Source organism: Pseudomonas fulva, from assembly GCF_023517795.1.
In the GTDB taxonomy this organism is placed as follows: Bacteria; Pseudomonadota; Gammaproteobacteria; order Pseudomonadales; family Pseudomonadaceae; genus Aquipseudomonas; species Aquipseudomonas fulva_D.
The window spans coordinates 71779-87617 of the sequence record NZ_CP082928.1 but is presented as its reverse complement, the minus strand read 5'-3'; the positions used below and the strand labels follow the sequence as shown (position 1 = coordinate 87617).

General features: G+C 65.9%; 14 protein-coding genes. 10 read left to right on the top strand and 4 right to left on the bottom strand.

The window, feature by feature from the left end:
* Positions 1-48: 48 nt before the first annotated feature.
* From K8U54_RS00380 to phhA, 3 genes are all read right to left on the bottom strand, one after another.
* The gene (locus K8U54_RS00380) at positions 49-1338 is read right to left on the bottom strand and encodes an MFS transporter (RefSeq protein WP_249908392.1); all 1290 of its coding nucleotides are present in this window, start codon (positions 1336-1338) and stop codon (positions 49-51) included.
* Between the two features lie 191 nt (positions 1339-1529).
* The gene (locus tag K8U54_RS00375) at positions 1530-1886 is read right to left on the bottom strand and encodes a 4a-hydroxytetrahydrobiopterin dehydratase (RefSeq protein ID WP_249908391.1); all 357 of its coding nucleotides are present in this window, start codon (positions 1884-1886) and stop codon (positions 1530-1532) included.
* Between the two features lie 37 nt (positions 1887-1923).
* Positions 1924-2709: a phenylalanine 4-monooxygenase gene (phhA, locus tag K8U54_RS00370; RefSeq protein ID WP_249908390.1), complete on the bottom strand. Its 786-nt coding sequence runs from the start codon at positions 2707-2709 to the stop codon at positions 1924-1926.
* A 214-nt stretch (positions 2710-2923) separates the two neighbouring features.
* Between phhA and K8U54_RS00365 the strand changes: the two genes are divergently transcribed.
* The gene (locus K8U54_RS00365) at positions 2924-4474 is read left to right on the top strand and encodes a sigma-54-dependent transcriptional regulator (RefSeq protein WP_249908389.1); all 1551 of its coding nucleotides are present in this window, start codon (positions 2924-2926) and stop codon (positions 4472-4474) included.
* Positions 4475-4512: 38 nt separating this feature from the next.
* On the opposite strand, the gene K8U54_RS00360 is transcribed toward K8U54_RS00365, so the two are convergent.
* Positions 4513-5400 (bottom strand): LysR substrate-binding domain-containing protein, encoded by an 888-nt coding sequence (locus K8U54_RS00360; protein WP_249908388.1) that lies wholly within the window; start codon positions 5398-5400, stop codon positions 4513-4515.
* 127 nt (positions 5401-5527) lie between these two features.
* Here K8U54_RS00360 and K8U54_RS00355 point away from each other — a divergent pair, with 127 nt between their 5' ends.
* The 9 genes from K8U54_RS00355 to K8U54_RS00315 all read left to right on the top strand — a co-directional run bounded on the left by K8U54_RS00355 (position 5528) and on the right by K8U54_RS00315 (position 15839).
* Complete coding sequence (locus K8U54_RS00355) at positions 5528-6355, top strand: FAS1-like dehydratase domain-containing protein (RefSeq protein ID WP_249908387.1); 828 nt, start codon at positions 5528-5530, stop codon at positions 6353-6355.
* 54 nt (positions 6356-6409) lie between these two features.
* Positions 6410-7573 carry an acyl-CoA dehydrogenase family protein gene (locus K8U54_RS00350; RefSeq protein ID WP_249908386.1) on the top strand — a complete coding sequence of 388 codons (1164 nt, stop codon included), beginning with the start codon at positions 6410-6412 and terminating at the stop codon, positions 7571-7573.
* Positions 7574-7583: 10 nt separating this feature from the next.
* Positions 7584-8936, top strand: a complete 1353-nt coding sequence (locus K8U54_RS00345; protein ID WP_249908385.1) for an MmgE/PrpD family protein — start codon at positions 7584-7586, stop codon at positions 8934-8936.
* Between the two features lie 78 nt (positions 8937-9014).
* The gene (locus tag K8U54_RS00340; protein WP_249908384.1) at positions 9015-10220 is read left to right on the top strand and encodes a CaiB/BaiF CoA transferase family protein; all 1206 of its coding nucleotides are present in this window, start codon (positions 9015-9017) and stop codon (positions 10218-10220) included.
* A gap of 226 nt (positions 10221-10446) precedes the next feature.
* Positions 10447-11271, top strand: a complete 825-nt coding sequence (locus K8U54_RS00335; protein WP_249908383.1) for an HpcH/HpaI aldolase/citrate lyase family protein — start codon at positions 10447-10449, stop codon at positions 11269-11271.
* A 130-nt stretch (positions 11272-11401) separates the two neighbouring features.
* The gene (locus tag K8U54_RS00330) at positions 11402-12403 is read left to right on the top strand and encodes a TRAP transporter substrate-binding protein (protein ID WP_249908382.1); all 1002 of its coding nucleotides are present in this window, start codon (positions 11402-11404) and stop codon (positions 12401-12403) included.
* Positions 12404-12723: 320 nt separating this feature from the next.
* Positions 12724-13191 (top strand): MarR family winged helix-turn-helix transcriptional regulator, encoded by a 468-nt coding sequence (locus K8U54_RS00325; protein WP_249908381.1) that lies wholly within the window; start codon positions 12724-12726, stop codon positions 13189-13191.
* Entirely contained in the window at positions 13191-14636 is a 1446-nt protein-coding gene (locus K8U54_RS00320; RefSeq protein ID WP_249908380.1) for an efflux transporter outer membrane subunit, read from the top strand. The genes K8U54_RS00325 and K8U54_RS00320 overlap by 1 nt, the downstream gene beginning before the upstream one ends.
* A gap of 9 nt (positions 14637-14645) precedes the next feature.
* Entirely contained in the window at positions 14646-15839 is a 1194-nt protein-coding gene (locus K8U54_RS00315; RefSeq protein WP_249908379.1) for an efflux RND transporter periplasmic adaptor subunit, read from the top strand.

Genomic DNA, 15839 nt, shown 5'->3' with positions numbered 1-15839 from the left:
TAAAGCGGGCACCTTGCTGGTGCCTCTGTTCTGTAGGCGGACATGTGCCTACGACGAAGTGGTGACGGGCTCCCGCTCGTCACCCGGGTGATCGTTGTCCGAGTCGATGTCGTCCGCCGGTGGCGGTGCATCGGGCATCAGCTCCAGCACGGTGTGGCTGGTGCGCAACATCGGCACGAAATGCGCCTGCTCACCAGCGACCAGGTCGCTGACGTGACGCAGGCGATAGAAGGTGTAGGCCGCCAGCAGCCCCAGGGTGGCGGCGAAGTACAGCGGCAGTGCGGCGGCGCCCAGGTGCTGCATCAACAGGCCGGCGAGCAGCGGGCCGCACACCGAGCCGACGCCGTTGACCATCAGCAGGCTGCTGGAACCGGAAAGAATCTCGTCGCTGTGCAACTGGTCGATCAGCTGCGCCACGGCGATGGGGTAGATGGCGAACGACAGCCCACCGAACAGGAACATCAGCCCCAGCAGCGGGCGGCCCGCGGGTAACAGGCTCATTGCCAGAGCGACGGCCACCGCCGCGCTGACCACCCAGAACAGCACCCAGCGCCGGTCATGATTGTCGGAGAAACGGCCGATCGGCCATTGCAGTAGCGCGCCACCGAGAATGGTGGCGCTCATCATCAGCCCGACCCCGGGGGCATCGAAGCCGTTGAGGCTGGCATACACCGGCGCCATGCCCCAGAACGCACCCAGGGCCAGGCCGGAAAGGCCGGCTGCGGCAATCGACAGTGGCGCGATGCCGAGGATGGCGCGCAGGTTGGTGTGCAGGGTGTCCGGCACGCTGGGCTGGGGCTGGCGGGTCAGGGTGATGGGCATCAGCGCTGCGCTGATCAGCATGGCCGCCAGGGCGAACAGCAGGAAGTCGGTCGGCTCGGCGAGGTTCAGCAGTTGCTGGGCGGCCGCCAGGGCGCCGAGGTTGACCGCCATGTACACGGCGAACATCTGCCCGCGTTTGTCGTTGGGCACCTGGGCGTTGAGCCAGCTCTCGATGACCATGTACAGGCTGACCAGCGCCAGGCCGTAGAGTACCCGCAGGCCGAGCCAGACCCAGGGATCGACGAGCAGCACATGGAGCAGTGCGGTGATGGCGGCGAGGGCGGCGCAGAAGGAGAAGGCACGGATATGCCCAACGCGGCGCACCAGCGGAATCGCCAGCCAGGTACCGAGGAGAAAACCGACGAAGTACCCGGACATGATCAGGCCGAGCATCCCGGTGGAGTAGCCTTCGGCGACGCCACGCAGGGTCAGTAGGGTGTTGAGCAGACCATTGCCGAGGAGGAGTAATGCAACCCCACCCAGCAACGAGCTGATAGGGGCAATCAAGGACCACATGGCGAACAACCCTAGGGAACTATGCCGGCGATGGCAAGCAGGAAGCGCGCCAATGATCTCCGGGGTTGTTTTCTATCTATATGATACTAAAGGATTATTTTTACCGACGAACGGTCTATCGATTTTCGGGGCCAGTGAAAGGCTCCAGCACGGTGCGTAGGCGAGCGAGTTTTTCCCGTTTGCGGGGCATCTCACTTGCGCCCTTCGGCCGCCTTGGCCAGCTCGTCGGTGCGCGCGGCCATGACGAAGTCGTTGCGGTGCAAACCCTTGATCGAGTGGCTCCACCAGGTCACGGTGACCTTGCCCCATTCGGTGAGCAGCGACGGATGATGGTTCTCGCTCTCGGCGATCTCGCCCACGGCGTTGGTAAAGGCCAACGCATGCTTGAAGGTGCGGAAGGCGTAGGCCCGCTCGAGTTGCATCACGCCGTCACGAACCTCGATGTTCCAGTCCGGGATTTCCTTGATCAGCTGCGCCAGTTCGGCCTCGCTGACTTTGGGTGCATCGGCGCTGCAGGCTTCGCAGGTGGCTTGGGACAGTGCGGTCATGAGGGTTCCTCTAGACGTTGATCGTCACGGCCGGTTCTTAGGCCGCTTTAGGTGGAAATTTCGGCGCATGCAGGCCCAGCGCCATGGTCTGCTGCACCAGGCTCATGATGTCCTGTTGCGCCAGGGCGAACAGCCGTTGCAGGTCCGGCAGCACGAAGTACAGCGGCTGCAGGATGTCGATGCGATAGGGCGTGCGCATGGCCTCCACGGGGTCGAACGGCTGGTGCTCTGGCTCGTTGGACAGACAATACACCGCCTCCCTGGGCGAGGAGAGAATGCCGCCGCCGTAGATGCGCCTACCGGCCGGTGTATCCACCAGGCCGAACTCGATGGTCATCCAGTACAGGCGCGCCAGGAACACCCGCTCCTGAGGGCTGGCGGCCAGGCCCAGGCGGCCGTAGGTATGGGTGAATTCGGCGAACCAGGAATTGGTCAGCAGCGGGCAGTGGCCGAAGATTTCGTGAAAGATATCCGGCTCCTGCAGGTAGTCGAGATCCTCCACCGTACGGATAAAGGTGGCCACCGGAAACTGCTTGTTGGCGAGCAGCTCGAAAAAACGCTGGAAGGGAATCAGCGCCGGCACCTGGGCGACCTGCCAGCCGGTGCTGGCCTGCAGCACACGGTTGATATCGGGCAGTTGGGGAATGCGGTCGCGGGGCAGGGCGAGCTTGTCGATGCCGTCCAGGTACGCCTGGCAGGCCCGCGGCTCGATCACCTTCAACTGACGCTCGATCAGCGTCTGCCAGGTGCGATGCTCGACCTCGCTGTAGTCGATAAAGCCGTTCGCGTCAGGCTGCCTGGCAACGTACTGGCTGGCTTTCATCTGGCGATCTCCCTGCACATCCGTTCGGGTCATGGCTGGTCCGAGCATGCCCCAGGCGGGCACGCTTTGGGCGAGCGCGGGCAGTGTTTCGAGGGCTGATAGGAAGCCGTTTTCGTAAAGAAAGCATTACGTCATGGGCGAAAGCCTGTTCCTGGTTGGGCGGCTTCCTCTAGACTGGCAAGAAACCTTGACGAAAATAACAAGAGCGGCCGTCATGCGTATCAAGATTCACTGCCAGAACCGTGTGGGCATCCTGCGCGACATCCTCGAACTGCTGGTCGACTACGGCATCAACGTCGCCCGCGGCGAGGTCGGCGGCGAGCAGGGCAACGCCATCTACCTGCATTGCCCCAACCTGATCAACCTGCAGTTCCAGGCCCTGCGCGCCAGGTTCGAGGCCATCACCGGCGTGTTCGGCGTCAAGCGCGTGGGGCTGATGCCCAGCGAGCGCCGCCACCTGGAGCTCAATGCCTTGCTCGGCGCCCTGGAGTTTCCGGTGCTGTCCGTGGACATGGGCGGCAGCATCGTCGCCGCCAACCGGGCTGCGGCTGGTCTGCTTGGCGTGCGGGTGGACGAGGTGCCGGGCATCGCGCTGTCGCGCTACATCGAGGATTTCGATCTGCCGGAGCTGGTGCGCGCCAATCGTTCGCGCATCAACGGGCTGCGGGTGAAGGTCTGCGGCGACGTGTTTCTCGCCGATATCGCACCGCTGCAGAGCGAACACGATGACAGCGAAGCCATGGCAGGCGCGGTGCTGACCCTGCACCGCGCCGACCGCGTCGGCGAGCGTATCTATCAGGTGCGCAAGCAGGAGTTGCGTGGCTTCGACAGCATCTTCCAGAGCTCTAAGGTGATGGCGGCCGTGGTGCGCGAGGCGCGGCGTATGGCGCCGCTGGATGCGCCGCTGCTGATCGAAGGCGAAACCGGTACCGGCAAGGAGCTGCTGGCCCGCGCCTGCCACCTGGCCAGCCCGCGCGGTCAGTCGCCATTCATGGCGCTCAATTGCGCCGGCCTGCCCGAGTCAATGGCCGAGACCGAGCTGTTCGGCTACGGCCCCGGCGCCTTCGAGGGCGCCCGCGCCGAAGGCAAGCTGGGCCTGCTGGAGCTGACCGCGGGCGGTACGCTGTTTCTCGATGGCGTCGGTGAAATGAGCCCGCGCCTGCAGGCCAAGCTGCTGCGCTTCCTGCAGGATGGCTGCTTTCGGCGGGTTGGCAGCGACGAGGAGGTGTACCTCGACGTGCGGGTGACCTGCGCCACCCAGGTCGACCTTTCCGAGCTGTGCGCCCGTGGCGAGTTTCGCGAAGACCTTTATCATCGCCTCAACGTGCTCAGCCTGCATATCCCGCCGCTGCGTGAATGCCTGGATGGCCTGCAGCCCCTGGCCGAGCATTTTCTCGACCGCGCCAGCCGACAGATCGGCTGCCCGCTACCGGGTCTGGCGCCGGCTGCGTTGGAAAAACTCGGTCGCTACCACTGGCCGGGCAACGTCAGGCAGCTGGAGAACGTGCTGTTCCAGGCGGTGTCGCTGTGCGACGGCGCGATGGTCAAGCCCGAACATATCCGCCTACCAGGCTACGGCGCGGCGCAGCCGCTGGGCGACTTCTCGCTGGAAGGCGGACTGGACGCCATCGTCGGGCGCTTCGAAAAAGCCGTACTGGAACGCCTGCACGGCGAGTTTCCCAGCAGCCGCCTGCTCGGCAAGCGCCTGGGCGTGTCCCACACCACCATCGCCAACAAGTTGCGTGAGCATGGGGTGGGCAAGTGAGGCTGAAGGCGTCGTAGCCGCGAAGACGCTACTGGATATCAAGCTTCCGGCAGCAGCGTGGCGATCAACGCCCGGACGCTGCCGGGCAGTGCTTCGAGGTCACGAACCAACATGCTGCGCTCGCGGATCGCCCAGGGCTCTTCCAGTTCGATGGTGCGCAGCTTCATGGTGCGGCGGTGCCGGCTGGCGGCGGACTCGGGAATGATGCCGATGCCCACGTTGGCCTCGACCATGCGGCAGATGGCTTCGAAGCCGGACATCTGGATGCGCAGCGACAGGGTGCCACCGAGTGTTTCCACGTGTTCACGCAAAAAGGTCAGCAGGGTACTGCCGTCGTGCAGGCCGATGTGCTGATACTGCAGGGTGTCACGCAGGCTGACGCGTTCGCGGCCGGCCAGCGGGTGGCCGTCCGGCACCACCAGCACCAGGCGGTCGGTGCTGAAGTGCAGCACTTGCAGGCCGGCGGCTTCCACCGGGCCGGCGATGATGCCCAGGTCGGCGCCGCCATCGAGTACGCCACGCACGATATCGCGGCTCAGGCGCTCCTGCAGGTCCACCGTCACGCCGGGCCGGCCGGCGAGAAAGCCTGCAAGGACCTCCGGCAGGAATTCGGTTACCGCCGTGGTGTTGGCGAAGATGCGGATATGCCCGGCCGCGTCGCTGCCGTATTCGGTGAATTCGCTTTTCAGGTAATCCACCTGGCGCATGATCAGCCGTGCATGCTGCAGCAGGCGCTGGCCGGCCGGGGTCAGTTCCACGCCACGGCTGTCGCGGTACAGCAGGCGGGTACCCAGCTGGCCTTCCAGGGCCTTGATGCGCGCACTGGCCGCCGCCGGCGACAGCGAGGCACGTCGGGCACCCTGGGTCAGGCTCGGGGATTCGGCGATATGGATGAAGAGGCGCAGATCCGGCAGGTCGAAGTGCATGGCAGCTCGGCATTGGGTTGGAGGCGGCGTTCAGCATATCCAAACGCTGGATTAAATAAATGCGGATTCTCGGAACATTCATCGGCTTGCATGCTGGCGGCACATAACAAGACAGCTGGAATCCACGATGAGCGACTCTGCCTTTTCTGCCTGGATCGGCCGCACCGAGCAAGCCCACGATCAACTGAGCCGCAACCTGGTCAAGCGCATCGCCGCGACCCTGGGCGAAGACACGCCCGCCCATGGCGAAGCCCTGCCGCCACTCTGGCACTGGGCGTTCTTCCAGGAGCCCATTGCCGAAAGCGGCCTGGGCGGCGACGGGCATCCGGCACGCGGTGGCTTCCTGCCGCCGGCCGACAACCGCAACCGCATGTGGGCCGGCGGTCGCCTGGAGTTCATTGCGCCCTTGCGCGTGGGCGGCGAGGCCACCCGGGTATCGACCATCAAGCACATCGAAGAGAAGCACGGCCGCACCGGCGCGCTGCTGTTCGTCACCGTGCAGCACGACTACCTGCAGGACGGCGAGCTGGCGATCCGCGAGGAGCAGGACATCGTCTACCGCGAACCCAGCCCGCCCAAGCGCGGCGCGGGCGAGGCGCTGCCAGCCGGTGACTGGCGCGAGGCCGTGGTGCCGAGCCCGACCCTGCTGTTTCGCTACAGCGCGGTGACCTTCAACGGCCACCGCATCCACTACGACTGGCCCTATGTCACCGACACCGAAGGCTACGCCGGCCTGGTGGTGCATGGCCCGCTGATCGCCACCCTCAACCTGCGCGCCTTCTGCCGTGCCCAGCCCCAGGCGCGGCTGCGTCGTTTCGCCTATCGAGGGTTGCGCCCCCTGGTGGCGCCCGAGCCGTTCGAGGTGGCCGGGCGCATCAGTGAACCGGGCAGGGCCCAGCTGTGGGCGGGCACTGCCGCGGGCATGGCCCAGCAGGCCGAGGTGGAATTCGAATAGCGCGTTTGCGGGCAGCCTGCGGACGTGACAACAAGAACATATCGAGGAATCGAGATGACCCCGGAACAGAATGAAGAACTGAATTTCATCCGTGAGGGCGTACGCGGCCTGTGCGCCGAATTCCCCGCCGAATACTGGCGCAAGATCGATGAGGAGAAGGGCTTTCCGGAAGCCTTCGTGGCGGCCATGACCGAGGCTGGTTGGCTGTCGGCGATGATTCCGGAAGCGTACGGCGGCTCGGGCCTGGGCCTGGCCGAAGCCTCGGTGATCCTCGAGGAAGTGAACCGTTGCGGTGGCAACTCCGGCACCATCCACGGGCAGATGTACAACATGTTCACCTTGCTGCGTAACGGCAGTGATGAGCAGAAGAGCTACTACCTGCCCAAACTGGCCAGCGGCGAGTTGCGCCTGCAATCCATGGGCGTGACCGAGCCGACCACCGGCACCGACACCACCAAGATCAAGACCACCGCCGTGCGCCAGGGCGACACGTACGTGATCAACGGGCAGAAGGTATGGATCTCGCGCATCCAGCACTCCGACCTGATGATCCTGCTGGCACGCACCACGCCGCTGGCCGAGGTGAAGAAGAAATCCGAGGGCATGTCGATCTTCCTGGTCGATCTGCGCGAGGCCATCGGCAACGGCCTGACCGTGCAGCCGATCGCCAACATGGTCAACCACGAGACCAACGAGCTGTTCTTCGACAACCTGCAAATTCCTGCCAGCAGTTTGATCGGCGAGGAGGGCAAGGGCTTTCGCTACATCCTCGATGGCCTGAATGCCGAGCGCACGCTGATCGCTGCCGAGTGCATCGGCGACGGGCGCTGGTTTATCGAGAAGGCCAGCGCCTACGCCCGTGATCGCGTGGTGTTCGGCCGACCCATCGGCCAGAACCAGGGCGTGCAGTTCCCCATCGCCAAGGCCCATATCGAAGTGGAGGCCGCCGACCTGATGCGATGGCGCGCCTGCGAGCAATACGACCGCGGCGAGAATGCCGGGGCCAGCGCCAACATGGCCAAGTACCTGGCGGCGGAAGCCTCCTGGGCAGCGGCCAACGCCTGCCTGCAGACCCACGGCGGCTTCGGCTTCGCCAACGAATACGACGTCGAGCGCAAGTTCCGCGAGACCCGCCTGTATCAGGTGGCGCCGATCTCCACCAACCTGATCATGTCCTACGTGGCCGAGCACCTGCTCGAACTGCCGCGCAGCTTTTGAGGTCTCGACCATGAGCACACATACTCAGCAACTGGCCGCGTTCCTCGCTGAACTTTCCTACGAGCAGATTCCCGAGCACGTATTGGATCGCACCGAAGATCTGTTTCTCGACTGGCTCGGTTCGGCCCTGGCCAGTGAGGGCGCGCGGCCGATCCCGCTGTTCGAAGCCTATGCGCAGAAGATGGGTCCGGCCGATGGCCCGGCGCGCATCCTGGTCAATGGGCGCGGGACTTCGGCGTACTTCGCGGCGCTGGTCAACGGCGCTTCGTCCCACCTGGTCGAGCAGGACGACCTGCACAACAGCTCGGTGCTGCACCCGGCCACCGTGGTCTTTCCGGCGGCCCTGGCGGCAGCGCAGGACCTGGGCAAGTCCGGCCGCGAGCTGTTGCTGGCCTCAGTGGCCGGCTACGAGGCGGGCATCCGCATCGGTGAATTCCTCGGTCGCTCCCATTACCGCATCTTCCACACCACCGCCACGGTCGGCACCCTGGCGGCCGCCGTGGCGGTGGGCAAGCTGCTGCACTTCGACCAGCGGCAATTCGTCCACCTGCTCGGCAATGCCGGCACCCAGGCCGCCGGACTCTGGGAGTTCCTGCGCGACGCCACCGACTCAAAGCAACTGCACACCGCCAAGGCCGCCGCCGACGGTCTGTTGGCTGCCTACCTCACCGAACAGGGCCTGACCGGCGCGCAGAACATTCTCGAGGGCGAGCAGGGCATGGCCGCTGGCATGTCCAGCGACGCCGACCCGAGCAAGCTGTCGGATCGTCTCGGCAGCCGCTGGGCGCTGGCGGAAACCTCGTTCAAGTTCCACGCCTCGTGCCGGCATACCCATCCGGCCGCCGATGCGCTGCTCGACCTGATGGGGCGCGAGGGCCTGCGCCATGGCGATATCACCCAGGTCGTCGCCCATGTGCACCAGGGGGCCATCGATGTACTTGGCCGCGTGGTGGTGCCGCAGACCGTGCACCAGGCCAAGTTCTCCATGGGCACGGTGCTCGGCCTGATCGCCGTACATGGCAAGGCGCAGCTCACCGAATTCGAGAGCCTGTCGTTGACCGATGCGGACGTCACCGCCTTTCGCGATAAGGTCAGCATGCGTCTGGACCCCGAGGTGGACGGTGCCTATCCGGCGCGCTGGCTGGGCCGGGTCGAGGTGCTCACCACCGACGGTCGCACGCTGCATGGTGCCATCGACGAGCCCAAGGGCGATCCGGGCAACAGCCTCAGCCGCGGCGAGCTGGAAGACAAGTTCCGCCGCCTGCTGGCCTTTGCCGGCAAGCGCAGCACTGACGAAGCCGGCGAGCTGATCGCCAGGGTCTGGCGCCTGCGGCAAACCGATGACCTGAGCGAGCTGGCCTGACGGCAGCGACATACTGCGCTGGGTCGACGATACGCAACCCAGCCTGCGGATCTGGACGATTGAAACGGGAACACCGTCATGAATAACAACAACACGCAGCCCCGGCCATTGGATGGCATCACCGTGGTCAGCCTCGAACACGCCATCGCCGCGCCGTTCTGCACCCGTCAGCTTGCCGACATGGGCGCCCGGGTGATCAAGGTCGAGCGCCCCGGCAGCGGCGACTTTGCCCGCGGTTACGACGAGCGCGTCAATGGCCTGGCCTCGCATTTCGTGTGGACCAACCGCTCCAAGGAAAGCCTGACCCTGGATCTCAAGCAGGACGATGCCGCCGAGGTGCTCGACAACCTGCTGGCCAGGGCCGACGTGCTGGTACAGAACCTGGCACCGGGCGCGGCGGCGCGCATGGGCCTGTCGTTCGAGGCGCTGCATGGGCGCTTCCCGAAGCTGATCGTCTGCGACATCTCCGGCTACGGCGAGGGTGGCAGCTACGAGAAGAAGAAGGCCTACGACCTGCTGATCCAGAGCGAGGGCGGTTTTCTGTCGGTGACCGGCGGCGCGGGTGAGGATCAGTTGGCCAAGGCCGGTTGCTCCATCGCCGATATCGCCGCGGGCATGTACGCCTACAGCAACATTCTGACCGCCCTGCTGTTGCGCGGCAGGACCGGCCTGGGCAGCCGCATCGACGTGAGCATGCTCGAGAGCCTGGTCGAGTGGATGGGCTATCCCCTGTATTACGCGTACGACGGTGCCACGCCGCCGCCGCGTGCCGGGGCCGCCCACTCGACCATCTATCCCTACGGCCCGTTCCCCGCTGGCGACGGCGGCACGGTGATGCTCGGCCTGCAGAACGAGCGCGAGTGGCAGGCATTCTGCGAGCGGGTATTGCTGCAGCCGGAATTGGCTACGGACGAGCGCTTCTCGGCCAACTTCAAACGCTCGGCCAATCGGGAGACGCTGCGCTCGATTATCAATGAAACCTTCGCCGCGCTGAGCGCCGAACAGGTGATCGAACGGCTGGAACAGGCGCAGATCGCCAACGCCCACGTCAACGACATGGCCGGCGTCTGGGCCCACCCGCAACTCAAGGCCCGCGACCGCTGGCGCCAGGTCGACAGCCCCGCCGGCAGCTTGCCCGCGCTGCTGCCGCCGGGCAGCAACAGCGCCTTCACGCCGCGAATGGACCCCGTGCCCGCGCTCGGCGAGCACACCGAAGCGTTGTTGGCAGAGTTGGGCTACGGCGATGCCGCGATAGCGGGCCTGAAGGTCAGCGGCGCGATTTGACGTTGGTCGGTATCTAGTGAATGCGGCCTTTCGTAGGGTGGACCGGGGCGCGTAGCCGACGCTTCACCTACGCGGCCCGACCCGTCCACCGCTCTGCGATCGTAATGGTGGACAAAAAGAGCGTTGTCCATCCTACGCAGGGAGCGTTCGCTTCTACCTTACAACCGCCGGCTATCGCCCAGCATTCCTCCTTGTTCATTCACATTCACGTCAGGGATCCGCTTCCATGACCACACAAATCATCCGTACCGCATTGTTCGTTCCCGCCTCGCGACCCGAGCGCATCCCCAAGGCCCTCGCCAGCAGCGCCGACGTGGTCATCGTCGACCTCGAGGACGCGGTGCAGGAAAGCCTCAAGGGCGAAGCGCGGGACAACCTCGAGCGCTTTCTGACGGGTAACCCGGAGGCGCGCCTGCTGGTACGCATCAATTCACCCGAACACGTCGGCCACGCCGCCGATATTGCGCTGTGCCAGCGCCATGGCGGGGTGATCGGCGTGTTGCTGCCCAAGGTGGAAAGTGCCGCGCAAGTGGCCCGCGTCGCCGCGGCCGGCAAGCCGGTCTGGCCGATCATCGAAAGCGCCCGTGGCCTGCACGAACTGCCGGCCATCGCCGCGGCTCCAGGCGTCGAACGGTTGTCCTTCGGCGGCCTGGACCTGGGCCTCGACCTCGGTCTCAACAGCGGCACCGCGGCGGCCGAGCGCCTGCTCGATCAGGCCCGCTACGCAATCCTGCTGCACAGCCGCCTGGCCAATCTGGCTGCGCCGCTCGATAGCGTGTTTCCGGCGATTCAGGACCAGACCGGCCTTGACCGCGCCAGCCGTGATGCCCGCGACATGGGCTTTGGTGGGCTGCTGTGCATCCATCCCAGCCAGGTCGCCGTGGTGCACGGGGCACTGGCGCCCTCGGCCGAAGAGCTCGACTGGGCGCGCCGGGTGCTGCAGGCCGGCGAGGGCGGTGACGGGGTGTTCGTGGTCGATGGCCAGATGGTCGACGCGCCAGTGGTCGGGCGCGCCCGACGCATTGTCGCGCGGGCCGGCGGCATGGGCTGATCCCTCGGGCGCGTTCGGCACTGCCGAACGCGCCTTTGCACAATCACGAATTCCGCGCCCCTGCGGCGCGTTGTAAACAGGCAATAAGCACGTTCACTACCTACTTACAAAAACAAGATGAGGTACACCCATGCTCAAGCTCTCTCTCAAGGCGCTGGTCTGCGCTGTCGCCGTCTCCGTGGCCGGGGGTGCGCACGCCGCCGACTCGGCGCCCATCAGCATCAAGTTCGCCCATGTGGTCGCCGAACACACGCCCAAGGGGCAGGGCGCGTTGATGTTCAAGAAGCTCGCCGAGGAGCGTTTGCCGGGCCGGGTCAAGGTCGAGGTGTACCCGAACTCTTCGCTGTTCGGCGATGGCAAGGAGATGGAAGCGCTGCTGCTCGGCGACGTGCAGTTGCTGGCGCCGTCGCTGGCCAAGTTCGAGCACTACGCCAAGCCCATCCAGATCTTTGATCTGCCGTTCCTGTTCGACAACATGGAGGCGGTCGACCGCTTCCAGGCCAGCGAGCAGGGCAAGGCGCTGCTGACCAGCATGGAAGGCAAGGGCATCACCGGCCTGGCCTACTGGCACAACGGCCTCAAGCAGCTGTCGTCGAACAAGGCGATGCACGAGCCCAAGGATGCCCGCGGCCTGAAGTTCCGCGTGCAGGCGTCGGCGGTGCTCGACGAGCAGTTCAAGGTGCTGCGCGCCGCGCCGCGCAAGATGAGCTTCGCCGAGGTCTACCAGGGCCTGCAGACCGGCGTGGTCAACGGCACCGAGAACACCTGGTCGAACTACTACAGCCAGAAGGTCCATGAGGTGCAGCCGTTCTTCACCGAGTCCAACCACGGCCTGATCGACTACATGGTGATCACCAACACCAAGTTCTGGAGCGGCCTGCCGGAAGACGTGCGCAGCGAACTGGACAAGATCATGGTCGAGGTCACCGCCGAGGTGAACCGCCAGGCCGATGACCTCAACAAGGAGGCCCGTGCGGCCATTCTCAAGGCCGGCACCAGCGAGATCATCGAGCTGACCCCCGAGCAGCGCGAGCAATGGCGCGAAGCCATGCGCCCGGTGTGGAAGAAATTCGAAAGCGATATTGGCGCCGACCTGATCAAGGCGGCCGAGGCGTCCAACCAGGCGCAGTGATCGCCCTGGGGCTCACAACATCAAAGCCGCATCCTCCGGGGTGCGGCTTTCTTATGCGCATAGATCAGCTGGTCAGGGCCGGCTATTCGACTGCCTTGCCATCACCTCGCTCGACTTGAGCGCATCCCGCAAAAGGCTCCCGTTTCCAATCTCCCCGCATAAATCCCCTGAACCCGGTCCGCCCTGGCCAGTCATTTCAGAACCCCTGAATATTTCAAAGTATTTCCGAAATTGATAACAAGTATTACGAAATGTAATTGGGCTGATCGCTGCCTGGGCAGTAATCTGCAGGGCATTCACTGCCTGGGCAGGTAAATCTCATGCCGCATTTCGACCGCGAGCGATTCTCGCTGCAGCACTCACCCGGCCACCTGATCGCGCTGATCAATCAGCTCAAGGACCGCATGCTCGAGCGCCATCTGGTGGACCACGGCGTGACGGCCGCGCAGTTCAAGGTGGTGCTGCTGATCAGCCAGAGCCGCGCCAGCACGCCCGCCGACCTGGTGCGCCTGCTCAGCCTCGACAGCGGGGCGATGACCCGCATGCTCGACCGCCTGGAACAGAAGGGCCTGCTGACCCGCGAGCGCAGCCATGAGGACCGCCGCCAGGTGCGCCTCACCCTCACCGAGGCGGGCAATGCCCTTGGCGTGCGGGTGCCGCAGATCGCCGCCGACGCCACCAACGAGCTGACCGGCTGCCTGAGCCGCGCCGAACTCGAGGAATTCCAACGCCTGCTGAAAAAAATGCTGATGGCCGCCGACGCCTTGCCAGAGCTGCCAGGAGAATGATGAACACCATGCCGTTGCGTACCCCCTTGTCGCTGATTTTCAGCGCCCTGTTGCTGGCTGCCTGCGCCTCCCAGGACGGCCTGCATACCAGAGGCCACACCCTCGACGCCGCCAGCCTGCAAGGCCAGACCTTCACCGGCAACCTGTCGCCGGCCGCCTGGCCGGCCAGCGACTGGTGGAACCGCCTGGACGATCCGCAGCTCGATGCGCTGATCGAAGAAGCGCTGCGCAGCAACCCGGATCTGCAGGTCGCCGATGCCCGTGCCCGCCAGGCCAATGCCGCGGTGCTGGCCGCCGATGCGCAGCGCCAGCCGACCCTGGATGCCAATGCCGCTATCACCCGTTCCCGTTCGGCGCGGGTCGATGACCCCAGCGGGCAGGGCGGCCGTTACGGCACCCTGCGCAGCCTGTCGCTCGACGGTGGCTACCGTTTCGACCTGTGGGGTGGCGAGCGGGCGGCCTGGGAAGCGGCGCTGGGCCGTTCCCGCGCCAGTGAGGTGGACCGCCAGGGCGCGCGCCTTACCCTGGCCGCCGAGGTCACCCGCGCCTACAACGACCTTGGCCTCGCCTACGCCACCCGGGATCTGGCCGAGCAGGACCTCAAGCGCAGCCGCGACATGCTCGACCTGGCCCGCAGCCGGGTCGATGCCGGCCTGGACAGCGAATACCAGTTGCAACAGACCCAGAGCCTGGAAGCCGCCGCCGAAGCCAGCCTGACCGCCGCCACCCAGCAGGTGGACAGCGCGCGCATTCGCCTGGCGGTGATGCTCGGCCAGGGCCCGGACCGTGGCGCCACATTGCCCCGCCCACAACTGATCGCCCCGGCGGCGGTGAGCCTGCCGGCCGACGTACCGGCCGAACTGCTTGGTCGCCGCCCCGACCTGGTTGCCGCCCGCTGGCGCGTCGAAGCCGCCACCCGCGACATCGCTGCCAGCAAGGCGGATTTCTATCCCAACCTCAACCTGAGCGTGGCCGCCGGCAGCAAGTCGCTGCTCGGTGATGCCGTGTTCGGCGGTGCCAGCCGCTTCTTCAACGTCGGCCCGGCGCTGAGCCTGCCGATCTTCGACGGCGGTGCGCGGCGTGCCGCCCTGGCCGGGCGCAACGCCGACTACGACGTGGCCGTGGCCCAGTACAACCAGACCCTGGTCGGCGCCCTTGGTGATATCGCTGACGGCATCAGCCGCATCCGTTCTCTCGAGCAGCAGATCGCGCAGCAGCAGCGGGCCCGCGACATCGCCCGCAGTTCCTACGACATCGCCATGCAGCGCTACGCCGATGGCATCGGCAACTACCTCGATGCCCTGAGCGTCGAGCAGCAGTTGCTGCAGAGCGAACGGCAACTGGCCGATCTGCGCGCCGAGCGTATCGATGCCTCGGTGCTGCTGATGCAGGCCCTCGGTGGCGGCTTCGAAGCGCCCGCCCAATCATCCACTTCCGCACGCTGAGTACTCGTCATGACCGACTCTCAAGCCACCTCCGCCAACCCGAATTCGGGCAAGCGCAAACGCCTGCTGATTGGCCTCGGCGTCATCGTCGTGCTGTGCAGCGCGGCCGTCTTCGCCTACCACGAACTCTACGGGCGCTTCTATGAAGAGACCGACGATGCCTACGTGGGCGGCAACTTGGTGCAGATCACCCCGCAGATCACCGGCACCGTCACCCGCATCGCCGTGGACGACGGCGACTACGTCGAAGCCGGCCAGCCGCTGGTGTGGCTCGACCCGGCCGATACCCAGGTGGCCCAGCAGAGCGCCGAGGCCAACCTGGCGCGTACGGTGCGCCAGGTGCGTGGGCTGTACAGCAACGTCGACAGCTACAAGGCCCAGGTGGCCTCGCGCAAGATCGACGTGCAGCGGGCCAAGGCCGACTACCAGCGCCGCGTGACCCTGGCCGGCAAAGGCGCGATCTCCCGCGAGGAGCTGGCCCACGCCCAGGACACCCTGAACAGCGCGCAGAGCGCCCTGACATCCGCCCAGCAGCAACTGGACACCAACCAGGCGCTGGTCGACGACACCGTGATCGCCTCCCACCCGGACGTGAAGAGCGCCGCCGCGCAGCTGCGCCAGGCCTTTCTCAACAATGCCCGCAGCACCCTGGTGGCGCCGGTCAGCGGTTACGTGGCGCGTCGCTCGGTGCAGGTCGGCAGCCGCATCCAGCCCGGCGCGGCGCTGATGGCGGTGGTGCCGCTGCACGAGGTGTGGATCGACGCCAACTTCAAGGAAACCCAGCTGCGCGAGATGCGCATCGGCCAGCCGGTGACCGTGGAGGCCGATCTGTACGGCGATGACGTGACCTACCAGGGCCACGTGGAAAGCCTCGGCGTGGGCACCGGCAGTGCCTTCTCGCTGCTGCCGGCGCAGAACGCCAGCGGCAACTGGATCAAGATCGTGCAGCGCCTGCCGGTGCGTATCCGCCTGGACGACGAGGCGCTGGACAAACACCCGCTGCGCATCGGCCTGTCCACCACGGTGACCGTCGACCTGCATGACCAGAGTGGCGCCCAGCTCACCACCCAGATGCCCAAGGACGCGCGCTTCAGCACCGCCGTTTACGACGCACCGCTGGGCGAGGCCGACGCGCTGATCGAGCGGATCATCCACGCCAATGGCCCGCAGAACGCCAGCGCTGCCCAGGCGAAGCAGGGCTGA

Excerpts from the sequence above, each read along its gene's own strand:
- K8U54_RS00380 (WP_249908392.1), bottom strand. The coding sequence starts at position 1,338 with ATGTGGTCCTTGATTGCCCCTATCAGCTCGTTGCTGGGTGGGGTTGCA.
- K8U54_RS00375 (WP_249908391.1), bottom strand. The coding sequence starts at position 1,886 with ATGACCGCACTGTCCCAAGCCACCTGCGAAGCCTGCAGCGCCGATGCA.
- phhA (WP_249908390.1), bottom strand. The coding sequence starts at position 2,709 with ATGAAAGCCAGCCAGTACGTTGCCAGGCAGCCTGACGCGAACGGCTTT.
- K8U54_RS00365 (WP_249908389.1), top strand. The coding sequence starts at position 2,924 with ATGCGTATCAAGATTCACTGCCAGAACCGTGTGGGCATCCTGCGCGAC.
- K8U54_RS00360 (WP_249908388.1), bottom strand. The coding sequence starts at position 5,400 with ATGCACTTCGACCTGCCGGATCTGCGCCTCTTCATCCATATCGCCGAA.
- K8U54_RS00355 (WP_249908387.1), top strand. The coding sequence starts at position 5,528 with ATGAGCGACTCTGCCTTTTCTGCCTGGATCGGCCGCACCGAGCAAGCC.
- K8U54_RS00350 (WP_249908386.1), top strand. The coding sequence starts at position 6,410 with ATGACCCCGGAACAGAATGAAGAACTGAATTTCATCCGTGAGGGCGTA.
- K8U54_RS00345 (WP_249908385.1), top strand. The coding sequence starts at position 7,584 with ATGAGCACACATACTCAGCAACTGGCCGCGTTCCTCGCTGAACTTTCC.
- K8U54_RS00340 (WP_249908384.1), top strand. The coding sequence starts at position 9,015 with ATGAATAACAACAACACGCAGCCCCGGCCATTGGATGGCATCACCGTG.
- K8U54_RS00335 (WP_249908383.1), top strand. The coding sequence starts at position 10,447 with ATGACCACACAAATCATCCGTACCGCATTGTTCGTTCCCGCCTCGCGA.
- K8U54_RS00330 (WP_249908382.1), top strand. The coding sequence starts at position 11,402 with ATGCTCAAGCTCTCTCTCAAGGCGCTGGTCTGCGCTGTCGCCGTCTCC.
- K8U54_RS00325 (WP_249908381.1), top strand. The coding sequence starts at position 12,724 with ATGCCGCATTTCGACCGCGAGCGATTCTCGCTGCAGCACTCACCCGGC.
- K8U54_RS00320 (WP_249908380.1), top strand. The coding sequence starts at position 13,191 with ATGAACACCATGCCGTTGCGTACCCCCTTGTCGCTGATTTTCAGCGCC.
- K8U54_RS00315 (WP_249908379.1), top strand. The coding sequence starts at position 14,646 with ATGACCGACTCTCAAGCCACCTCCGCCAACCCGAATTCGGGCAAGCGC.